The 20,126-nt window shown below is 65.6% G+C and carries 14 protein-coding genes and 1 riboswitch; of the genes, 5 read left to right on the top strand and 9 right to left on the bottom strand.

From position 1 onward, the window contains the following. The first annotated feature begins 404 nt into the window (after positions 1 to 404). From U5775_RS05535 to U5775_RS05525, 3 genes are all read left to right on the top strand, one after another. Entirely contained in the window at positions 405 to 2,312 is a 1,908-nt protein-coding gene (locus U5775_RS05535) for a bifunctional sugar phosphate isomerase/epimerase/4-hydroxyphenylpyruvate dioxygenase family protein (protein WP_322057194.1), read from the top strand. Positions 2,313 to 2,486: 174 nt separating this feature from the next. Then, positions 2,487 to 3,665, top strand: coding sequence for a porin (locus U5775_RS05530; RefSeq protein ID WP_322057113.1), 1,179 nt, complete (start codon positions 2,487 to 2,489; stop codon positions 3,663 to 3,665). 357 nt (positions 3,666 to 4,022) lie between these two features. Continuing rightward, positions 4,023 to 5,606, top strand: a complete 1,584-nt coding sequence (locus U5775_RS05525; protein ID WP_322057112.1) for an inorganic phosphate transporter — start codon at positions 4,023 to 4,025, stop codon at positions 5,604 to 5,606. Between the two features lie 75 nt (positions 5,607 to 5,681). Here U5775_RS05525 and U5775_RS05520 read toward each other — a convergent pair whose 3' ends face one another. The 3 genes from U5775_RS05520 to U5775_RS05510 form a co-directional block, all read right to left on the bottom strand. Beyond that, the gene (locus U5775_RS05520; RefSeq protein WP_322057111.1) at positions 5,682 to 6,947 is read right to left on the bottom strand and encodes a J domain-containing protein; all 1,266 of its coding nucleotides are present in this window, start codon (positions 6,945 to 6,947) and stop codon (positions 5,682 to 5,684) included. A gap of 91 nt (positions 6,948 to 7,038) precedes the next feature. Then, positions 7,039 to 8,883 (bottom strand): cobaltochelatase CobT-related protein, encoded by a 1,845-nt coding sequence (locus U5775_RS05515; protein WP_322057110.1) that lies wholly within the window; start codon positions 8,881 to 8,883, stop codon positions 7,039 to 7,041. A gap of 16 nt (positions 8,884 to 8,899) precedes the next feature. Beyond that, positions 8,900 to 10,198, bottom strand: coding sequence for an AAA family ATPase (locus tag U5775_RS05510; RefSeq protein WP_322057109.1), 1,299 nt, complete (start codon positions 10,196 to 10,198; stop codon positions 8,900 to 8,902). A gap of 300 nt (positions 10,199 to 10,498) precedes the next feature. On the opposite strand from U5775_RS05510, the gene U5775_RS05505 reads away from it, so the two are divergent. Continuing rightward, entirely contained in the window at positions 10,499 to 11,596 is a 1,098-nt protein-coding gene (locus tag U5775_RS05505; RefSeq protein ID WP_322057108.1) for a porin, read from the top strand. A 315-nt stretch (positions 11,597 to 11,911) separates the two neighbouring features. Next, complete coding sequence (ilvD, locus tag U5775_RS05500; RefSeq protein WP_322057107.1) at positions 11,912 to 13,771, top strand: dihydroxy-acid dehydratase; 1,860 nt, start codon at positions 11,912 to 11,914, stop codon at positions 13,769 to 13,771. A gap of 142 nt (positions 13,772 to 13,913) precedes the next feature. Here ilvD and U5775_RS05495 read toward each other — a convergent pair whose 3' ends face one another. The 6 genes from U5775_RS05495 to petA form a co-directional block, all read right to left on the bottom strand. After that, entirely contained in the window at positions 13,914 to 14,243 is a 330-nt protein-coding gene (locus U5775_RS05495) for a hypothetical protein (protein WP_322057106.1), read from the bottom strand. Further along, a complete protein-coding gene (locus U5775_RS05490; RefSeq protein WP_322057193.1) occupies positions 14,240 to 14,689 on the bottom strand; it encodes a T6SS effector amidase Tae4 family protein in 450 nt (149 codons plus the stop codon). Before U5775_RS05490 ends, U5775_RS05495 begins: the two co-directional genes overlap by 4 nt. A 312-nt stretch (positions 14,690 to 15,001) precedes the next feature. Further along, the gene (locus tag U5775_RS05485) at positions 15,002 to 16,060 is read right to left on the bottom strand and encodes a HoxN/HupN/NixA family nickel/cobalt transporter (protein WP_322057105.1); all 1,059 of its coding nucleotides are present in this window, start codon (positions 16,058 to 16,060) and stop codon (positions 15,002 to 15,004) included. Between the two features lie 86 nt (positions 16,061 to 16,146). Then, a riboswitch (cobalamin riboswitch) is annotated at positions 16,147 to 16,342 on the bottom strand. Positions 16,343 to 16,507: 165 nt separating this feature from the next. Next, positions 16,508 to 17,464, bottom strand: coding sequence for an alpha/beta hydrolase (locus U5775_RS05480; RefSeq protein WP_322057104.1), 957 nt, complete (start codon positions 17,462 to 17,464; stop codon positions 16,508 to 16,510). A 14-nt stretch (positions 17,465 to 17,478) separates the two neighbouring features. Next, complete coding sequence (locus U5775_RS05475) at positions 17,479 to 19,062, bottom strand: BCCT family transporter (protein ID WP_322057103.1); 1,584 nt, start codon at positions 19,060 to 19,062, stop codon at positions 17,479 to 17,481. Between the two features lie 189 nt (positions 19,063 to 19,251). Next, positions 19,252 to 19,872 carry a ubiquinol-cytochrome c reductase iron-sulfur subunit gene (gene petA, locus U5775_RS05470; RefSeq protein ID WP_322057102.1) on the bottom strand — a complete coding sequence of 207 codons (621 nt, stop codon included), beginning with the start codon at positions 19,870 to 19,872 and terminating at the stop codon, positions 19,252 to 19,254. Positions 19,873 to 20,126: the final 254 nt, after the last annotated feature.

The raw sequence follows: 20,126 nt of genomic DNA, 5'->3' as shown, positions 1-20,126 counted from the left end.
AACATTCGACAAACCCGGCAACCCTACGAGAACGACACGAGAACTGCGCGAGCACGACGCGAAAACCATATAAGCACTGCGCGGCCTTTGCGGCATTGACAGCGCATTCGCCCTGCATCGCAGCCAACACGCTCACCCCACGCATGGCCGCCAGTGTGCCGCGCACGCGCGCTCAGGTCATCCTGGGGTTTCCGAGAATTTGTACTAACTAGTTAGTTTTATTATCCTGACAACACTCCGGCGGCGCTTGCGGCCGCGCCGAATTCGCGGCGCACGCCTCCGGGGCGCGAAAACCCGCGCCGCTGGTCCGTTGGTCCTGCTGCACCTGCTGGTTCCGTTGCTTATCGTTCATACCGTTGCATCACCACGCCATGTCCAAGCCACTCGCTTCAACCCTCGCCCCGTTGTGCCGCTCGATCGCGACCGTCTCGATCAGCGGCACACTCGCGGAAAAGCTCGCCGCGATCAGCGCCACGGGCTTCGCAGGCGTGGAGATCTTCGAAAACGATCTGCTCTATTTCGAAGGCTCACCCGCCGACGTCCGCCGCATGGCCGCCGATCTCGGGCTCGCCATCGTGCTGTATCAGCCGTTTCGCGACTTCGAGGGCGTGAGCGCCGAGCGGCTTGCCCGCAACCTCGAGCGCGTGAAGCGCAAATTCGATTTGATGCACGAGCTGGGCACGGACCGCCTGCTGGTTTGCAGCAGCGTCTCGCCCGACACGATCGGCGACGACTCGCTCGCTATCGAGCAGCTAGGGCAGCTCGCGCAGGCCGCGGCCGAAGCGGGCGTGGTGACGTGCTACGAAGCGCTCGCCTGGGGCCGCCACGTGCGCACGTACCGCCACGCATGGAAGCTCGTCGATGCCGTGAATCACCCGAACCTCACGCTCGCGCTCGACAGCTTCCACACGCTCTCGCTCGACGACACGCCCGACGCGATCGCCACGATTCCGGGCGAACGCATCGGCTTCGTGCAGATCGCCGACGCGCCGAAGATGCACATGGACGTGCTCGAATGGAGCCGGCATTACCGCTGCTTTCCGGGCCAGGGCGATTTCGCGCTCGCGGACTTCACGGCGCAGGTCGTGAAAAGCGGCTATACGGGCCCGCTTTCGCTGGAAATCTTCAACGACGGCTTTCGTGGCGCGCCGCCCGCGGCCACGGCGGCGGACGGCAATCGTTCGTTGCTGCTGCTTCAGGAATTGACGCGCGACGCACTGGGCAATGCCGATGCGGCTGCCAGGCCGCTCTACCATCCGCCTGCCGCACCGGCTCACGCGGGATGGCAGTTCCTCGAATTCGCGGTGGACGACGCCGCCCGCGAGCGCGTAGCCAACTGGCTAGAAAAACTCCATTTCCGCCGCGCGGGACAGCACCGCTCGAAGGACGTGACGCTCTATCAGCATGGCTCGGCGGCCATCGTGCTGAACGCCGAGCCCGATTCGTTCGCCGATGCGTTCTTCCAGCGCCACGGGCTTTCGCTGTGCGCTTCCGCCTTGCACGTGGACGACGCGCGCCTCGCGCTCGAACGCGCGGCGGGTTTCGGCTATCAGCCGTTCTCGGGCCGCCTCGGTCCCAACGAGCGCGTGGTGCCCGCCGTCCAGGCGCCGGACGGCAGTCTTAACTACTTCGTTAACGAACGACCCGGCGAGCCGACGCTCTTCGAAGCCGACTTCGTGCTCACCGATGTGGACGGTCCCACGGAGGTCGGCCCCATCACGGGCATCGATCACGTGAGCCTTTCACTGCCGGCCGGTTCGTTCGACGCATGGGTGCTGTTCCTCAAAGCGGTGTTCGGCCTGCAGGCGAGCGCCGCTGTCCTGCTGCCCGATCCCTATGGCCTCGTGCGCAGCCGCGCGCTCTTTAGCGCTGACCGTGGCTTGCGCATGGTGCTCAACGCCTCGGTCGATCCGCACACCGCCACCGCCGAGACCGTGCGCGCCTATCACGGCACCGGCCTGAACCATGTGGCGTTCAGCACCGGCGACATCTTCCGCGCCGTGACGGAATTCGAGGCGGCGGGGGTGCCGCTGCTGCGCGTGCCGGCCAACTACTACGACGATCTCGACGCACGCCATGCGCTGCCCGCCGAGTTCCTCGACGCGCTGCGCGAGCACCACCTCCTCTACGACCGCGACGAACAAGGCGGCGAGTTCCTGCACGCCTACACGGAAACGCTCGACCAGCGCTTCTTTCTGGAACTGGTGGAGCGGCGCGGCGGCTATGACGGCTATGGCGCGCCGAACGCCGCGGTGCGTCTGGCCGCGCAGGCGCGCCAGCGCTCACGCGCCGCGCGTCAGGACGGCGAATAAGAAAAGCGCCGGATAAAGCCCCCAGCAAGCACCCCGAGCGGCATCCATCACGCAACAAAAGGCGGCACGGAGCGATCCGTGCCGCACGCAGCGCGCGTTCAAGCAAACCGCCGCATCGATCGGCGATACACGAAAACAAATTAGCAATCCTGCCAATAACGGAGATTTACGACGATGAAGAAGACTGGCTTCGGCCCCGGTATTTTCGTAACGGCGGGCGCCGCACTGATCGCGAGCCCTGCATTCGCACAGTCCAGCGTCACGCTCTACGGCGCAGTCGACGACGCGATTACTTACATCAACAACCAGAATGGCCACTCGAACGTCTACCTGCGCCAAGGCAACGTCTATGCCTCGAAGTTCGGCCTGCAAGGCAAGGAGGATCTGGGCGGCGGCACGCTCGCGATCTTCGATCTGCAAAACGGCTTCGATCCGAACAGCGGAGCGCTCCAGTCGAACGGGCTGATTTTCAATCGCCAGGCTTACGTGGGATTGCAAAACGGCAGCGTGGGCACCTTCACGCTCGGCCGCCAGTACACGCCCTACTATCAGTTCGTGGGTCCGCTCACGGGCAGCAACTGGCTCACGGGCGCGACCGGCGCGCACCCCGGCGACATCGACGGACTCGACACCACCGTGCGCATCAACAATTCGGCGATCTACACCTCGCCCACGTGGTACGGCCTGCAGGCGAGTGCCATGTATGCGTTCGGCGGCATCGCCGGCAGCACCGGCAAAGGCCAGACATGGAGCGCGGCGCTGCGTTACGCCAACGGCCCGGTCTCGCTCGCGGCGGGCTACCTGCGCATGGACAACGCCGCGCTCACGAGCGGCTTCGACACTTCGTCGACGGCGAGCTTCGGCCGGTCGTCGCTGAATACGGGCTATGTGTCGGCGCGCGCCGTGCAGCACGTGGCCGTGGCGGGCAATTACACGATCGGCAATCTGATGCTGGGCGCGTCGTATTCAAACGTCGAATACCTCGCGGGCGGCAAGTCGCTGTTCGGCACCACGGCCGTCTTCAACACCTGGGCCGCGCTCGCCACGTATCGCTTCTCGCCCGCGTTCGACGTGGGCGGCGGCTACGCGTACACGCTGGCCTCGAAGGCCAACGGCGTCACGAGCGCGGCGCGCTATCAGCAGGTCTCGCTCAAGGAGACGTATCACCTCTCCAAGCGTACCTCGCTCTACGCGTTGGAGGGCTATCAGCATGCGAGCGGCCAGACGCTGGGCGCGAACGGCGCGGGCGATATCGTCGAGGCGAGCCCGGCGGTGGGCGACTCGCAGAACAGCACGCCTTCGAGCACGCACTCGCAGTTCGTCGGCATGGCGGGCATCGCGTTGCTGTTCTAGTCGGGCCGCGCAGGTCGCGCCGCGCAGGTCGGGCCGCGCAGGTCGGGCCAAGCAACGCACGTCTGAGAACATCCAGCCACACCTCTACGCGTCAATACGACGCAAATCACCGCGCGCCCGCGTCACGCGGGCGCGCGGCATCGAAAAGAGCTCGACACGGCGTCATTCGGGCTCCCGCGATTCGGCCATTGTGCGACACTGACACGTCTCGATCGAGCCGCCCCGGTTCTGGCGCGCTCGACGCGCCCGCCGCCCTCGGCGCCGCCGCCCTCGGCGCCGCCGCTCGCGGCGCCACGGCACATGGCGTTTCATCGTGCAGCGCGTGAGGCTCCTGAGCCCAACCATCAGCGTACATCCATGCCGGACGTTCCCTTATCCTCGCCGCGCACGGCGCCATCGCGCCGTCGCGGCTTCGCCGCCGCGCTCTTCCTTCTCGTAATCGCCGCGGGCGCGGTCTATGTTATCGATCATCTCGTCGTCGACCTGCGCCCGGTGCAGACAAGCTCCGCGCTGCCGTTCGTCCTGCTCGGCATCGCGCTCATCATCGCGCTCGGCTTCGAGTTCGTGAACGGCTTTCACGACACCGCCAACGCCGTCGCCACGGTCATCTACACGAACTCGCTCGACCCGCATACCGCCGTGATTTGGTCGGGTGCATGGAATTTTCTCGGCGTGCTCGTTTCGAGCGGCGCGGTCGCGTTCGGCATCCTGCAACTGCTGCCCGTCGAGCTGATCCTGCAAGTGGGCAGCCACGCGGGCTTCGCGATGGTGTTCGCACTCCTGATCGCGGCCATCCTCTGGAATCTCGGCACCTGGTATCTCGGGCTGCCTTCGTCGAGCTCGCATGCGCTGGTGGGCTCGATCATCGGCGTGGGCATCATGAACCAGTGGCTCAGCGGCCCCTCGGGCACCTCCGGCGTCGACTGGACCCAGGCGCTGGGCGTCGGCAAGGCGCTGCTGTTTTCGCCCGTGGTGGGCTTCGTGCTCTCCGCGCTGCTGCTGCTCGCGCTGAAGTTCTGCGTGCGCGCGCCGCGCCTCTATCGCGAGCCCGAAGCGCACGAGCCGCCGCCGCTCTGGATCCGCGCGCTGCTCATTCTCACCTGCACGGGCGTCTCGTTCGCGCACGGCTCCAACGACGGCCAGAAAGGCATGGGGCTGATCATGCTGATCCTGATCGGCGTCGTGCCCACCGTCTATGCGCTCAACAAGGCCGTCACGCCCGAGCAGACCGATGCGTTCGTGGCCGCCGCGCGCGCGGCCTCGGTCACGCTGGTGCACTACGCGCCCGAAGCCCCGCCCGACAATCCGCGCGCCGAAGTCGAAGCCTACGTAAGCACGCACCAGTTGCGGCCCGCCACGCTGCCCGCACTGCGCGCGCTCACCGACACCATCGGCGACCAGGTGGGCCTCTCGGGATCGATGGCGCAGGTGCCGCAAGTGATCGTCGACAACGTGCGCAACAACATGTACGTCGCGTCCGAGGCCATCCGGCTGATGGAGAAAGCGCATGCGCCCGCCTTCTCCGCCGCTGACGCCGCCACGCTGGACGCGTTTCGCAAGCAGATGGACCACGCCACCAAGTTCATCCCCACGTGGGTCAAGGTGGCCGTGGCCATCGCGCTCGGGCTGGGGACGATGGTGGGCTGGAAGCGCGTGGTCGTGACCGTGGGCGAAAAGATCGGCAAGCAGCATCTGACCTACGGGCAAGGCGCCTCCGCCGAAGCCGTGGCCATGCTGACCATCGGCATGGCCGACGCCTACGGCCTGCCCGTCTCGACCACCCACGTGCTGGCCTCGGGCGTGGCGGGCACGATGGCCGCCAATGGCTCGGGCCTGCAGTGGTCGACCGTGCGCAATCTCGCGCTGGCCTGGCTGCTCACGCTGCCCGCCTCGATCGCGCTGGCCGCCGTGCTGTATTGGGTATTTCGTCAGGTCTTCTGAACAAATTCACGGCAGCGCGCCAATGACGCAACCGCGGCGTTACAGCCGTGTAATAAGGGATTAATAACGGCGCGCTCAGAAGCGCGCCGCGAGATCCGTCTCGATCCTTTTGCGCAAATCGCGCACGGCCTTCGCCGCCGGCGGGAGCCACCACACGGGCGCCCGCACGCCAAAATTCCAGCCGATGCGCGTCTCGCCCGCGCTCATGGCACGTGCATGGCAGCGGAAGGTCACGGCCTGATGCGCTGCGCGCTCGCCGGGCCGCGCCATCGAATAGCGCAGGACTGCGCACAGTTCGAAGCCCGCGTCGCGGGGCAGATACTCGCCGGCTTCGATACGCCATTCGGCGCCATGGCGTCCCGTGCCGCGCAGCGCCGCGTTCACGCGCTCCCACGTTTCGCGCGCGGGCAGCGGCATGCCGTGCTCGATCCCCGCGTGATCGGCCCGATAGAAGGTGCGCTGCGCCCATGCGAAGCCGCCCACCAGCACCACGCCCGCCGCAATCAGCAGCCATTGCAAGGTTTCGCCGAGCCAGCGCCACGAGCCCGTTGCGCTGAATACGCTGAAGACGATCTTGTGGGCCACGACAAAGAGCACGATCAGCATCACGACGATGCCGCTCAATCTCATGAGCCAGCCGCGCGAGGGATCGTCGAAACGCGAGAAGAAGAAGTCGCGCAACGCGTGTCGTTCGACTGGTGCGAGGCCCGCGCCGTGGTTGTTACCGTTGCCGCCGCTGTTGCCAGCACCATTGCCAGCACCGTTGCCCGCGCCATTGCCACTGCCGTTGCCAGCACCACCGGAAACAGGATCAGCGGAACCGGCTGCCTGCGCCGTGCCGAATGCCCGCGCCTCCTCCTCGCGCCGAGCGGCGGCACTCGCGCGCTCGCGCACGGCTTCCTCGCGCAGGCGCACGAGTTCGCCGAGCAGGCGCTCGCGTTCGGTCTGCATGCGCGCGAACTCGGCGAGGCCACGCAGCTTGGCGCTCTGCAACGCGTCTAGCTCGCCGTGCAGATGCTCGCGGCGCCGTTGCAGTTCGCGCAGTTGCTCGCGCTCGCGGCCGAGCTGCGCATCGCTCAGGACCACGCGGCTCGCCGGCGCCTCGTGATGCACGGACCAGTAGTCCTCCAGCACCTCGCGCGCTTCCTTGATCTTCTTGAATTGCTCGGAGGCCCAGTGCAGCGACGCGGGCGTCGGATGCCGCCACTTGTCGGGATGGAAGATCTGGGCGAGCTGCCGGTAGTTGTGCTTGATTTCGGCCGCGCTCGCGCCGGGCTCGAGATCGAGCCGGTAGTAGAGGCGGTCGTAATCTTCGCGGGTCCTCGGGTCGGGGGCTGGCATGACCGAAGTATCGATTCCGTGGCTAGAGTCTGTTCACGTGAGACAAGGTATAACACGCGAGCGCCCGCGGCAAGAAACGCGCCGGCCGCGCTCAAGCTCGACGCGAGCGCCGCGCGAGCATCCGGCTCAGCGTCGCGAACGCCACAGCGGGTAGTTCGTGGAGCTTGCGCACGACCACGGCGTACGGATAAAACGCCTCGACGGCATCGTCCTGAATGCCGATGCCGACGAGCTCGATGCCCTGCTCGCCCACCTCGGCCACGCGCGCGTGCAGGTCGCTGCGCAGGACCGCGGGATCGCCGTCGCTCGTCGACGGGTAGCCGTCCGAGAGCACGAAAAGCAGGCGCCGCCGCGCCTTGCGCGCCATGAGCCGCGCGGCGGCCCACGCGAGCGCCTCGCCATCGGGATTCTCGTGGCCGCACTCGATGGCCGCGAGGCCGCTTGCATCGTACGAATCGTTTGACCGGCCCGCGCCGAAACGCTTGAAGACGCGCAGATCGAGCCGCTCCACGAAGCGGTTGTAGCGGCGCAAGTCCGTGCCCGCCGCGCGGGCGCGCTCGAATTGCGCGCGCATTTCCGGGCATTCGACCGAGCTGTAGCCGAGCACTTCGCAGTCGAAGCCGAGCTGCATGAGCGCGTCGGCAAGCGCGGCCGCGCACAGCCGCGCGAGCTCGATCTTGCGCCCCGCCATCGATCCGCTCAGGTCGAGCAGCAGCGTCACGGCGGCATCGCGGCCGCTCGCGTGCGTGGCCACGCGAAACGGCGTGCGATAGCCGCGCGAGGTCGCAAGCCGCGCGAGCGCCGCGCGGTCGATCTCGCCGCGCTCCTGCTCGCGCTTCCAGTGCGTGAGCTCGTCGGCTTTCAGGACGCGTTCGAGATGCGCCTTGAGCGCGCCGGTCTCCGCGCGCGCCAGCGTGCGCAGCTTGCGCCACGCCGTGGCGTCGCCGCTGCCGGTGAGGTCGGTCACGACGTCGAATGCCGTGGTGAGCGGGATCGAGCGGACCGGCTTCGCGAACGGCGCCTCGCCAGCGGCCGCGCGCGGCGGCGCGGCATCGGCGTCGGAGAGCGTGGCGCCGGGCACCGAGGCGGCGTCGCCGAGTGCCTCGCTTGCCGCGTCCAGCGCCAGTGCGCCGGGCTGGCGCGCTGCCTCGGCGCTTGCATCGGCGTCGTCGAGCGTCGAGGCAAAGTCGGTGTCGTCGTGCGCGCCGAAGTCGTCGAGTTCGCGTGCGAGCGTTTCGTCGTCAAGCGCTTCGCTCGGGCGCGCCGACTGCATCATGTTGTTCGCGCCGCGCGAAGCGAGCGAGCGCACGCCCGCGACGATGGCCTGCGCGGCCCGCACGCTCTCGCCGGTCGAGCGGCTCGCGCGCGCCGCCGCGAGCGGCCCGTTCGGGCCTTCCAGAACGCGCAGCGCGGCCGCCAGCGAGGCCGCATCGCGCTCGCCCGCGCCCGGCGGCTCGCCCCAGAGCGCGCGCTCGATGCTCCACACGAGCCGCTCGCGCCACGCGAGCGTGCCCCAGCGCCGCGACGCGTCGCGCGCGAGCTGCGCGCGCAACCGCTCGACGTAACGGCGCGCGCCCGGATAAGCCGCCACGAGCCGGGCGAGCACGCGCCGGTCCTCGACGGCCTGCGCAATGCGCCCCGTCACGCCCGCTTCGGCAACGTCGAGCCGAGGCTGTGCGCTATGACGCCAGCGCGCCGCCAGCAGGTCGAGATAGCCGGTCAGCAAGTCTTCGTCGGCTTCGGTGAATTCGCCGGATGGTGCTGCGGACTGCCCGGACTGCGCGGATTCAGCGGCATGCGAAGGCAACACAAAGCGCCCACGCTCCACGCGCGGGCCGCCCGCGCCAATCGACACGGCGAGGCGCGGCTCGCCGGTCAGCACCCGCGCGAGCTTGCCGAGGCGCGCTTCGAGATCGTCGAGCCGGGCGGTATCCATGACGGGCGGTCCGCTTCTAGCGCGCCCCACCCGCCGCCGCATCCGCGCCCGGATCGGCGTCGAAGACCGCGTGATGACGGATGATGCTGCGAATCAGCGCCGCGTCCTCGGCGCTCACTTTCGCGTAGATCGACGGGCCCGCGGCGCGCTCGGCGTCGCCCGTGCGCAGCATCAGCTCGGCCCAGTCGATCAGACGCCGCGTGGAGAACGCACTCGCCAGGTCCTCGCGCGCGAACGCGGCGCGGCAATCGGCGGCAATGGCGGCCAACGTCTGCGCGAGCGCGGGCGTGAGTTGCGGCAAGGTCCGGCGCAATACTTCGGCTTCCTCATCTTTCGACAGATAGTCGAACAAGTACACGCGCCAGCGGTCGAGAAAGGCCTCGTTGAGCAGATTCGCGCCCTGATACAGGTGCCGGAAGGCGCTCATCGCCCCCACCGCGTTCGCCGTGGCGAACAGCCGAAACGCAGGATGCGGCGTCACGATCTCGTTGCCGCGCTCCTTGAGCAGCAGCTTGCCGTTGGGCTCGAGCACGGCGGTCAGCACGGCAAGAATGGCGGGCTCGGCGAAATCGAGCTCGTCGATGATGAGCCAATGGCCCTCGCGCATCGCCACGGGCAGCACGCCGTCCACCCACACGGTCTCGCCGCCCTTGACGGTCCAGAACCCGACGAAGTCGCCGATGGTGGTCTGCCCGTTCATGTTCGCGCGCAGCACGCCGTGGCCCGTGCGCGCGGCCACCTGCTCGATGAAGCTGGTCTTGCCCGAGCCCGTGTGGCCGATCAGCATCACGCGGCGGTTCTCGACGATGTCGAGGGCGATGTCGTCGGTGCGGGCCGTGAAGAGATACGCGTCGTTGAGGCGCGGCACGAGCGCCTGCGAGGCCAGCGAACGCGCCTGCGCGAGCGGCATCGCCACCTTGCCGATACAGACGGTCTGCACGGCCGCGCCCTCGGGCCGCGCTTCCTCTCTGGCCTCGCCAGCCTCGCGCGCCGCCTGCGCAGCCGCCGCGGCGCGCCGCAATTCGGCGGCGAAGCGGCTGCCCGCTTCGGCGGCCCGCGCCTCGTCCTCGCGGTCGGCTTGCGCGACGAAGCCTTCGCGGCGCCACTTCAGCAGCTTCGCCCCGAGGTTGTCGAGATCGACCACGGTGTCGATGTCCACCGCGCCCGTGGCGACATCCGCGTGGCCGTGCTCGATGCGAAACATGTTCACGCGCTCCGAGAGCGAGACGCGCCACCATTCGCGCGCCTCGCCCGTACCGCGCGTGTAGACGCCCTCGGGACCGTCTTCGTGAACCAGGAGCGGGGAAGCGTTCATCGGCGAGTCATCGGCAAAAGAGGCGAAAGCGGGAATCCATGCAGGCGCCGTTCATGGTACTCGCTGATGGATTCGCCGATCGGCCGGCTGGAAACCCGCCGCCGCGCGCGCCCGCCCATGTTGTAGCAGTGCGACACCGGGATAATAAATTTATTGCAGAAGTTTTAATTATTGGAAATATTATCGCCACTTTCCTGCGCGGGACTCCGCCTGCGCACCTGGATGTATCAGCAAATCAGGAAATGACGCTTGCGCATGCACCCGTGCGGCGCAGGTCAACGAACTAGAAACGGGGATTACATGAAGAAGACCACCGCGGCGCTCGGCGCCGCCCTGCTTGCCATTTCCGCGCAATCGGCATTCGCGCAAAGCTCCGTCACGCTGTACGGCATCGTCGACACCAGCATCCGCTACCTGACGAACGCCAACGCCAACAACGACAGCGAAGTCCAGATGGGCGTCGGCCCGATCACGGGCAGCCGCTGGGGCCTGAAGGGCTCCGAAGACCTGGGCGGCGGCCTCTCGGCTGTGTTCCGCCTCGAAAACGGCTTCAACCTCTGGAACGGCCAGCTCGCCAGCTCGAACACGCTGTTCAACCGGATGGCGTATGTCGGCCTGCAGAGCGCCCAGTACGGCGCCCTCACGTTCGGCCGCCAGAACACGCCGCTGTTCGACCAGCTCGGCAACCTGTACGACCCGCTGACCGTCGGCAACTTCGACCAGGATAGCTGGCTGCCGGGCGCGCTCGGCTACGGCCTGCGCGAGAACAACTCGGTCAAGTACGACGGCCACTTCGGCGGTCTGGAAGTCGAAGGCATGTACAGCTTCGGCGGCGTGGCGGGCAGCACCGGCGCGAACAACATGTACGGCTTCACGGCGGCGTACACCTACGGCCCGGCCTCGCTCGACGTCGGCTACCAGCAGAACAGCGACCTCGCGAACAACAAGTACCGCGTGGTCAACGTGAGCGCGGTCTACCAGATCGGCCCGGTCAAGGCGATGGCTGGCTGGCTCTGGGGCCAGGACAACACCGGCATCGTCGACATGTACATGGGCGCAACGGGCTCGCCGGCGTTCAACTTCCAGGCACCGGTGACGAAGACCAACCGCATCGACAACGGCCTCTACGCCGGCGCCGTGTGGCAAGTGACTTCGCCGCTCACGCTGACGGCCGCCTACTACTACGACCACGCCAGCAACGCGCTGAACGCGGACGGCTCGACCCTGAGCACCGGCGTGCGCTACTCGGCTGTCGTGCTGGCCGAATACGCGCTCTCCAAGCGCACCGAAGTCTACGGCACGGTCGACTTCACGCGCGCCACGGGCGCCTCGACGGCCGACTTCCCGGGCCGCAACAACCAGACCGGCGTCGCGATCGGCCTGCGCAACATCTTCTGATGGCGCGTGCGGGCCCGTTGCCTCGGTCCCGCATCGGCAAGATCGGCACGAACCGCACGCCCTCCGCGTGCGGTTTTTTTATTGATCGATGATCGCGAAAGCGCGCGGCGCCGCTCGCGTAACGATGGCCCCGAACCAGGCCAGATCGGCGGCCAAAGCGCCCCGAAACCGGTGTCCGGCACGCCCTTGCGGGCGATATGGGATAATTGCCGCTTGCCCAGAGTGCAGCTCAAGAGGTTGTTCGCACTGGCGCGCAAGGGGCCTTCAATCCCGTGGCCCGCTCACCTTTTTCGCAATCACTCTCCAGCACCCACGATGCCCGCATACCGTTCCAAGACCTCCACCGCCGGCCGCAACATGGCAGGTGCGCGCTCCCTGTGGCGCGCCACCGGCATGAAAGACGAAGACTTTTCCAAGCCGATCATCGCCGTGGTCAACTCGTTCACCCAGTTCGTGCCCGGCCACGTGCACCTGAAGGACCTCGGCCAGCTCGTCGCGCGCGAGATCGAGGCCGCGGGCGGCGTAGCCAAGGAATTCAACACCATCGCCGTGGACGACGGCATCGCCATGGGCCACGACGGCATGCTCTATTCGCTGCCGAGCCGCGACATCATCGCCGATTCGGTCGAATACATGGTCAACGCGCACTGCGCCGACGCCATGGTCTGCATCTCGAACTGCGACAAGATCACCCCCGGCATGCTGATGGCCGCGATGCGCCTGAACATCCCCGTGATCTTCGTCTCCGGCGGCCCGATGGAAGCCGGCAAGACGCGTCTCGCCAACCCCGTCACCAAGGCCATCGAGGTCAAGAAGCTCGACCTGATCGACGCCATGGTGATCGCCGCGGACAGCAAGTATTCCGACGCCGAAGTGGCCGAAGTGGAGCGCTCCGCCTGCCCGACCTGCGGCTCGTGCTCGGGCATGTTCACGGCCAACTCGATGAACTGCCTGACCGAAGCGCTGGGCCTCTCGCTGCCCGGCAACGGCACCGTGGTGGCCACGCACGCGGACCGCGAACAGCTTTTCAAGCGCGCCGGACGCCGCATCGTCGAGCTCGCGCGCCAGTACTACGAGCAGGAAGACGAACGCGTGCTGCCGCGCTCGGTGGGCTTCAAGGCGTTCGAGAACGCCATGACGCTCGACATCGCCATGGGCGGCTCGACCAACACCATCCTGCACCTGCTGGCCATCGCGCAGGAAGCCGGCATCGAGTTCACCATGAGCGACATCGACCGCCTCTCGCGCGTCGTGCCGCAGCTCTGCAAGGTGGCGCCCAACACCAACAAGTACCACATCGAAGACGTGCATCGCGCGGGCGGCATCATGGCGATCCTCGGCGAGCTCGAGCGCGCGGGCAAGCTGCACACCGACGTGCCGACCGTGCACGCGCCCTCGCTCAAGCACGCGCTGGACCAGTGGGACATCGTTCGTACCACTGACGAAGCAGTGCGGACGTTCTATATGGCCGGTCCCGCCGGAGTCCCGACGCAGGTGGCGTTCAGCCAGGACACGCGCTGGCCGAGCCTCGATCTCGACCGCGCCGAAGGCTGCATCCGCTCGAACGAGCATGCGTTCTCGCAGGAAGGCGGCCTCGCGGTGCTCACGGGCAATATCGCGCTCGACGGCTGCGTGGTGAAGACGGCCGGCGTGGACGAAAGCATTCTCGTGTTCGAAGGCACGGCGCACGTGACCGAGTCGCAGGACGAGGCGGTCGAGAACATCCTCGCCGACAAGGTCAAGGCCGGCGACGTGGTGATCGTGCGTTACGAGGGCCCCAAGGGGGGCCCCGGCATGCAGGAAATGCTCTACCCGACGAGCTATATCAAGTCGAAGGGTCTCGGCAAGGCCTGCGCGCTGCTCACCGACGGGCGCTTCTCGGGCGGCACGTCGGGGCTCTCGATCGGCCACTGCTCGCCAGAGGCGGCAGCCGGCGGCGCGATCGGTCTCGTGCGCGACGGCGACAAGATCCGCATCGACATTCCGAATCGCACGATCAACGTGCTCGTCTCCGATGAGGAACTCGCGCGCCGCCGCGAAGAGCAGAACACCAAGGGATGGAAGCCGGTGAAGGCGCGTCCGCGCAAGGTGTCGGCTGCGCTCAAGGCTTATGCCAAGCTCGTGATGTCGGCCGATAAGGGCGCCGTGCGCGATCTTTCGTTGCTCGATGATTGATGCCGTTCAGCCGGAACACGTCGCGAAGATTGCAGACGGCATAACGAGCAGGACTTGATTTAACGCCCCTGCCGCACAAGCGGCAGGGGCGTTTCTTATTGAGCAGCGCGGTTTCAGTTATCCACGCAGACTCGGCCCGTAGTCAACGCCACACAGCGGCGTAATAAACCAGATAGAAACCGACCGTACCTAGCGTAAGCAAGATCACCATCGCGCTTCGCGACGAAGTGGCATTAGCCTGTTTGAATCCGACAAACGCCCACGTCATGCTCGGCGCGGCAATAAACGCGATGATAAAAACATAGCCCAGCACCGACACCTGGCAGTGCTCGATATCCCAGCAATCGTGCCAACTGGTATTGATTAACGGCCACAAAAAGCGCTGCGACAATCGGCTAACCCATATTGCCGATTGCCATGACAGCACCATGCCAATGCACAGGTAGGCGATAGACCAGGCGACGCGCTTCACTTGATTTCCCAAAAGAGAATCTGCCTTGATTTTCCTAAGTCAGAGTACCACGCGGAAGGTATGCCAACGATAAAGCGCATGAACGTATTTACTCGTCCTTGGATACCTGGCGATGTCAACCTTGTCCCGTTCCACAAGTCGATATGATCGCCAGTAGTTTGGCCATGCCTGTCGGTATCGCGCGCCCAGTACCCCGAAAAAAACACGATACCTGTGCGGCCCTTGATCCGCGCTTGCCAACCATCCCCGGTAATGTCTATCGGCGCTGACAAGCCAGCGAACGGGCGTAACTTTAGCCATGCCGCCATTTCTTTTGCCCTGAGCGCGGTCCGCTTCCCGTCAATGCGGATTTGACCTTCTCCGCGAAACGATTTCATCTCGATTCCCAGGATATGCAGTGCGATACTCAATCGGATTGCACATTGATTATCGGCATATGACGGTATCTCGCCGGTTTCTGGGTCGCGGAATGGGTCTTTTTAGGCGATGCCCTGGACGACAATGCTTGTGCAGGAACAGACCGCGCGATATGGGATTAATCCGAAAGCGGCGGGAAATGGAGGCGTAATTTTTTGACCGCGCAACTCGCAAGCGGCTTCTTGATGGTCCCAGGCGGCTACGCGTTCTTTGGCTTCTCGCGGGACTGTCGTGATACATGTGCTCGCGGTCATCAAGCACCAGTTGATTGCGCGTAACGACGCATTGCGCAGGATGCTTTAAGCCCGGCCGTCATGCCGAGCCTTATCCGGTCTGCTGGACTACTGCGCCGCCGAATTAGCCGGCAACTCGTCGTAGCCTTTGATCCGGTAGATCACAAACGAAACGACCCAGGCCAGAATGAACACGCCGATGATGATGAACCCGAGGTCGTTGAAGTTATCGTTGAGGTAGCCGATGGCGTCCCAGAACGCACCCTTCAGGCTCAGCTGATCGCCAAGGAGTCCTAGCGTTTCGATTCCACCGATCAGCACGGCGACCAGCACCGAGACCAGCGTAATGGTGAGGTTGTAGTAGAGCTTGCGAATCGGACGCACGAAGGCCCAGTCATAGGCGCCGAGCATCAGGATGCCGTCGGTGGTATCGACCAGCGACATGCCGGCCGCGAACAGCACGGGAAACACGAGCACCACGCCCATCGAGAGCCCCTGCGCGGCCTGGCTCGCCGAAATGCCGAGCAGGCTCACCTCCGTCGCGGTGTCGAAACCGAGACCGAACAGGAAGCCGATCGGCAGCATCCAGAGCGGCTTCGACACGAAGCGGAACAGCGGGCGGAAAATCCGCGAAAGCAGCCCGCGGCTGTTCAGCAGCAGGTCCAGGTCGTCGTTGTCGTAGGGCTCGCCGCGGCGTACCTTGCCGAACGCGCGCCAGACGCCGCGCAGGATGATGACGTTCATCGCGGCGATGAGGAACAGAAACAGCGCGGAGACGCTCGTCGAGAGCACGCCGCCGATGTCCTTCCAGGCCTCGACGCGGCTTTCCAGCGCGGCGGCCGTCGCCGCGACCGCGATGGTGACCAGCAGCACCACGGCGGAGTGGCCGAGCGCGAAGAAAAAGCCCACACTAACGGGGCGCTGGCCGTCCTGCATCAGCTTGCGCGTCACGTTGTCGATGGCGGCGATATGGTCGGCGTCGACGGCATGACGCAGGCCGAAGCCGTAGGCGAGCAGCCCGGTGCCCAGCAGCAGCGGATGCGCGTGAAAAGCAATGAACGCCCAGATCCAGGCGCCGATATTGAAGGCCGCGAGTACGAGGTAAATGCCGGCGACGCGGCGGCGAAGCGCTCCCGGTGTGGATGCGTTGGCGATAACAGTGGACATGAGACAGATCCTGAGGTCGGGCTGTCCTTGCAACGGGCGACCGCGAGGCGGTGCTTGCGCATCGGGACACCCCGCCCGCTGCGGCTGCTTGGACCTCGGTCGATGGCAGGTCTCCTGGCTCGCGGGTCGTCGTCCGGTGCCGGCCTTCCCGGTTTCCCAGTGGCGCATTTCGGCATGGACTCGCCGCTCACAGTTGCGGGGGCAGCCGCAGACTCGAGGCGCTGGCCTCCACTGCGTTCCCTTTTGATCCCGTCGCCGGGAACCATCAGCGGGCAAGCGTAACGGTCACGCCCCTGATGGTCAATCGAACCCGTGGAAAAACTCGCCAATCTCCCACTGGCGCATTCGAATGGCTTTCCGCGTCTTTTTATAGAAACCAATGCGAAATTATCTGGAAAGCCATTCGATGGCGAAACGCTGTTCAAAGGCCCCGAGGCGCAACTGGACCTACGCAGCCCGGCTTTCGAGCATTGCCGCTATCGCCGCGATAAAGGCCTCATAGAGTCCGGTGGTCTCGGGGCAGCGTCCCATTGCCCGCATGCAGCCATGCAGCAATCCGCGGCCAAGGTGAAACTGAGCGGGAACGCCGGCGGCACGCAGGCGCTCGACGTACAACTCTCCGTCGTCGCGTAGCGGATCGAACTCGGCGACCGCCACGAATGCCGGCGCCAGGCCTTCGAAGGACGGCGCCGCCAGCGGCGCAAGGCGCGGGTCGTCGTGGCTCGCGGGATCGGGCGCGTAGACACGCAGGAAATATTCGACATCGGCCGTGCTCAGCAACGGCGCGTCGGTATTGTCACGGAAGGACGCCAGGCTGTGATCCGTGCCCAGGCCCGGGTAAATCAGCGCCTGTCCGCGCGGCGCTGCCCCGCCGCGCTTCGCAATTTCCAGAGACAATGCCGCCGCCAGATTGCCACCCGCGCTGTCACCGGCCAGCACCACGCGCGACGTATCGATTCCCCAGGCATCGCCCTGCGCCTGGAGATGCCGCCATGCCGCGAGGCAGTCGTCGAACGCCGCCGGAAACACGTGCTCGGGCGCGAGGCGGTAATCGACCGCCACCACCACGGCGGACAAATCGCGCGCCATCGGCGCGGTGATGAACTCGTGCGAATCGAGGCCGCCCACCACCCAGCCGCCACCGTGCAGATACAGCACGCACGGCCAGCCCTGCGCGGGCGCTTCGCCCACCGGACGATAGAGGCGAACCGGAATGTGCCGGCCAGGCTCGCTGATCACATGGTCTTCGATGGCGAGGCGCGCATCGCGCGCGGGCGTGAAGTGCCGGCACAGCGCATCGTAAGCGTCGCGCATGGCTTGCACACTGTCGTCCGCGGCGCCAAAGCGTGCGCTCGTCGCCACGAACTCGCGCATTTCGTCGCTGAGCGGGTAGGGCTTTTGCATCGTCTCTTCCTCGCTCAGGCGACCGGCTGCTTGTTGGCCGTCACCGTGTCCGCCGGACTGTGACGCTCTTCGATCAGATGCCCCGGAACATGGCCATAGTCCTCGCGCAGCCACTTGAGCAGGCCATACGCCTTGAGCAGCAGGACCACGAGGAACGGAATGGCCGTCACGATCACCGCCGTCTTCATCGTATTGAGCGGCGCCCTGGAAAAGATCATCGCGAGCGGCACCAGCGTGAGCATGATGCACCAGAACAGGCGGTCGCTCGGCGCCGGGTCTTCGCCCTCGGCCAGATCGCGGGTGCAGGTGGCCGACACCGCGTAGCCCACCGCATCCATGTGCGCCGCGAGGAAGATCGCCATCACGAAGAGGAAGAAGGTCATCACGATGCGGCCCGCCGGCAACTGGTCGAGCAGCATGCTGATCGCCAGTTCGCCGCCCTGGTGGCTCAGCACGCCGGGCACGTTGACGACGCCCGTCATGAAATTGTGCAGGCTGTAGTTCTCCAGCACGCCGAATACGAACCACACGCCCACGCAGCCGCCCACCAGCATCGCCATGATGACTTCGCGAATGGTGCGTCCGCGCGACACGCGCGTCACGAACAGCGCCACGCCCGGTGCATAGGAGATCCACCACAGCCAGTAGAACACCGTCCACTCGCGCGTGAATTTGCCGTTGCCCATGGGGTCGGTGAACAAGCTCATGTCGACGAAGTTGGTCAACATCAGGCCCAGGCTCGAAAGCGTATTGCTCGTGATGAACTGGGTCGGGCCAACCAGATAGATGTAAAGCGTCAACGCCACGACGCCCCAGCACACCATATGGCTGAGCCGCTTCATGCCGCCGTCCATGCCCACCCACGAGCTGAGCGTGAACAGCACCGACACCGCGAGAATGATGATCACCTGGGTCGCAAACGTGTCGGGAATGCCGGTCAGCGTGGCCAGCAGTCGCGAGAACGTCGTGGCGGTGAGCACCAGCGAAATGGTTAGTGCTCCGAACATGCAGAGCATGAACAGCAGGTCGATCAATCGTCCGACCGGACCGTTCGCGCGGCAGCCCGTCACCGCCTCGATCACGGAAGCGAGGCCCAGCCCCTTGTTCTTGCGCACGTGGAAGTGATAGCACATCGCCACCGCGCCCACTGCATAGATCGCCCAGGCGCTCAATCCCGAATGGAAGAACGAATAGGCGACGCTGAATTTGAGCGCCTGCTGCGATTCAGGCGTCAGGTTCAATCCCGGCGTCTGGTAGTAGTAAGCCCAGTCCAGAAAGCCCCAATACAACGACGAGGACCCCAGACCGGAAAGGATGAACATGAAGATCCAGGAGAGCGTCGAATAGTCGGGCGCGCCCTCGCCCAGCCGGATCTTGCCGTATTTGCTGAAAGCCAGTCCGATCACGAATAGCGAAGCCAGAAACGCAAATAGCAGCACCGGCGACGCAAAGATCGTGGTGCACCAGTACAGAACCTGCTCCGCGCCGGCAATCGATTGTGCGGGAAAGGCGGCCAGCCCTCCCACCGACAGGAAGATGATCGTCAGACTGATCAGGGTGAGCGGCATGTCGCGCCGGCTCGATCGGTTATTGCCCAAGGCGTCTCCTTTATTCGAGGCTTCTGCGTATCTTGTCGTGTGGGGTCCGCAGGAAATCGAAAGCTAGTATCCCGCAAGACATTTCGGCAATAGACAAGCAATCCGTGAATACTCGGCACACGAATCGTGAAGAATGCGTCGATTTTGGGGGACGGGCGGGTATCGGCCACGCGGGCATGACCAGCCTGTTCAGCTTTGCGCGTGCTCGTCCTGTCCGATGACAACGTGCGTGGACGACATGAACATGAACCGGGGCACGTCGAGATTCTGCGGTGCGGGCTTGTCTTTGAAGACGCGTCCGGCCAGGTCGTACGTGGAGCCATGGCAGGGACAGAGAAAACCGCCGGGCCAGTCATCGGGAAGATTCGGCTGCGCTCCGGCCTGGAAGCGGGGAACCGGCGTGCAACCCAGATGCGTGCATACGCCAATCACCACGAGAAAATTGGAGTGATCCGGCCGCGACCGGTATTCGTTGCGGCAATAGGCCGGCAGCGGCATGGAAAACGGATGCTCGGTGTGAGGATCGGCAACCATCGGATCGGCCTTTACCACGGCAGCCAGCATCTCCGGTGTGCGATTGACGATGAAGACCGGCTTGCCGCGCCACGCGACGGTCGTCATCGAACCGGGCACGAGGTTCGTCAGGTCCGCATGCACGGGCGCGCCGGCAGCCCTGGCGCTCGCGGGCGGCGCAAACGAGTCGATAAACGGAATGAGCGTCGCGACGCCGGCGATCCCGCCTGCCGTCGAGGTGGCAATCAACCAGATGCGACGCTGGGGATCGACGGGTTTATCGAGCATGGCGTTCATCACAGGCTCCGCACTTCGGCTGACGACCTCGGGGCTCCCGCTGTGCCGGCCGGTCGTCGGAGAAACAAGTTGAAATCAGGCGCCGAACAATCGCACAAGCAGACCGAAAATCTCAAGCCCGATAACCAGTGCGACGACCAACGCGGGAAGCACGAGAATGAGGACCCAGGGAGTCCCTCGGGACCTGGGCCGCGCATTGGGCGTTAATGGACGATCGCGGTCGCCCTCTTCCGTGAACCCCGATTGCGATTCGG

The sequence above is a fragment of the Paraburkholderia sp. J63 genome, assembly GCF_905220245.1.
Lineage (GTDB): Bacteria > Pseudomonadota > Gammaproteobacteria > Burkholderiales > Burkholderiaceae > Paraburkholderia.
This window is presented reverse-complemented; position numbering and strand designations above follow the sequence as displayed.

Excerpts from the sequence above, each read along its gene's own strand:
- U5775_RS05525 (WP_322057112.1), top strand. The coding sequence starts at position 4,023 with ATGCCGGACGTTCCCTTATCCTCGCCGCGCACGGCGCCATCGCGCCGT.
- U5775_RS05520 (WP_322057111.1), bottom strand. The coding sequence starts at position 6,947 with ATGCCAGCCCCCGACCCGAGGACCCGCGAAGATTACGACCGCCTCTAC.
- petA (WP_322057102.1), bottom strand. The coding sequence starts at position 19,872 with ATGAACGCCATGCTCGATAAACCCGTCGATCCCCAGCGTCGCATCTGG.
- U5775_RS05530 (WP_322057113.1), top strand. The coding sequence starts at position 2,487 with ATGAAGAAGACTGGCTTCGGCCCCGGTATTTTCGTAACGGCGGGCGCC.
- U5775_RS05515 (WP_322057110.1), bottom strand. The coding sequence starts at position 8,883 with ATGGATACCGCCCGGCTCGACGATCTCGAAGCGCGCCTCGGCAAGCTC.
- U5775_RS05485 (WP_322057105.1), bottom strand. The coding sequence starts at position 16,060 with ATGTCCACTGTTATCGCCAACGCATCCACACCGGGAGCGCTTCGCCGC.
- U5775_RS05505 (WP_322057108.1), top strand. The coding sequence starts at position 10,499 with ATGAAGAAGACCACCGCGGCGCTCGGCGCCGCCCTGCTTGCCATTTCC.
- U5775_RS05480 (WP_322057104.1), bottom strand. The coding sequence starts at position 17,464 with ATGCAAAAGCCCTACCCGCTCAGCGACGAAATGCGCGAGTTCGTGGCG.
- ilvD (WP_322057107.1), top strand. The coding sequence starts at position 11,912 with ATGCCCGCATACCGTTCCAAGACCTCCACCGCCGGCCGCAACATGGCA.
- U5775_RS05510 (WP_322057109.1), bottom strand. The coding sequence starts at position 10,198 with ATGAACGCTTCCCCGCTCCTGGTTCACGAAGACGGTCCCGAGGGCGTC.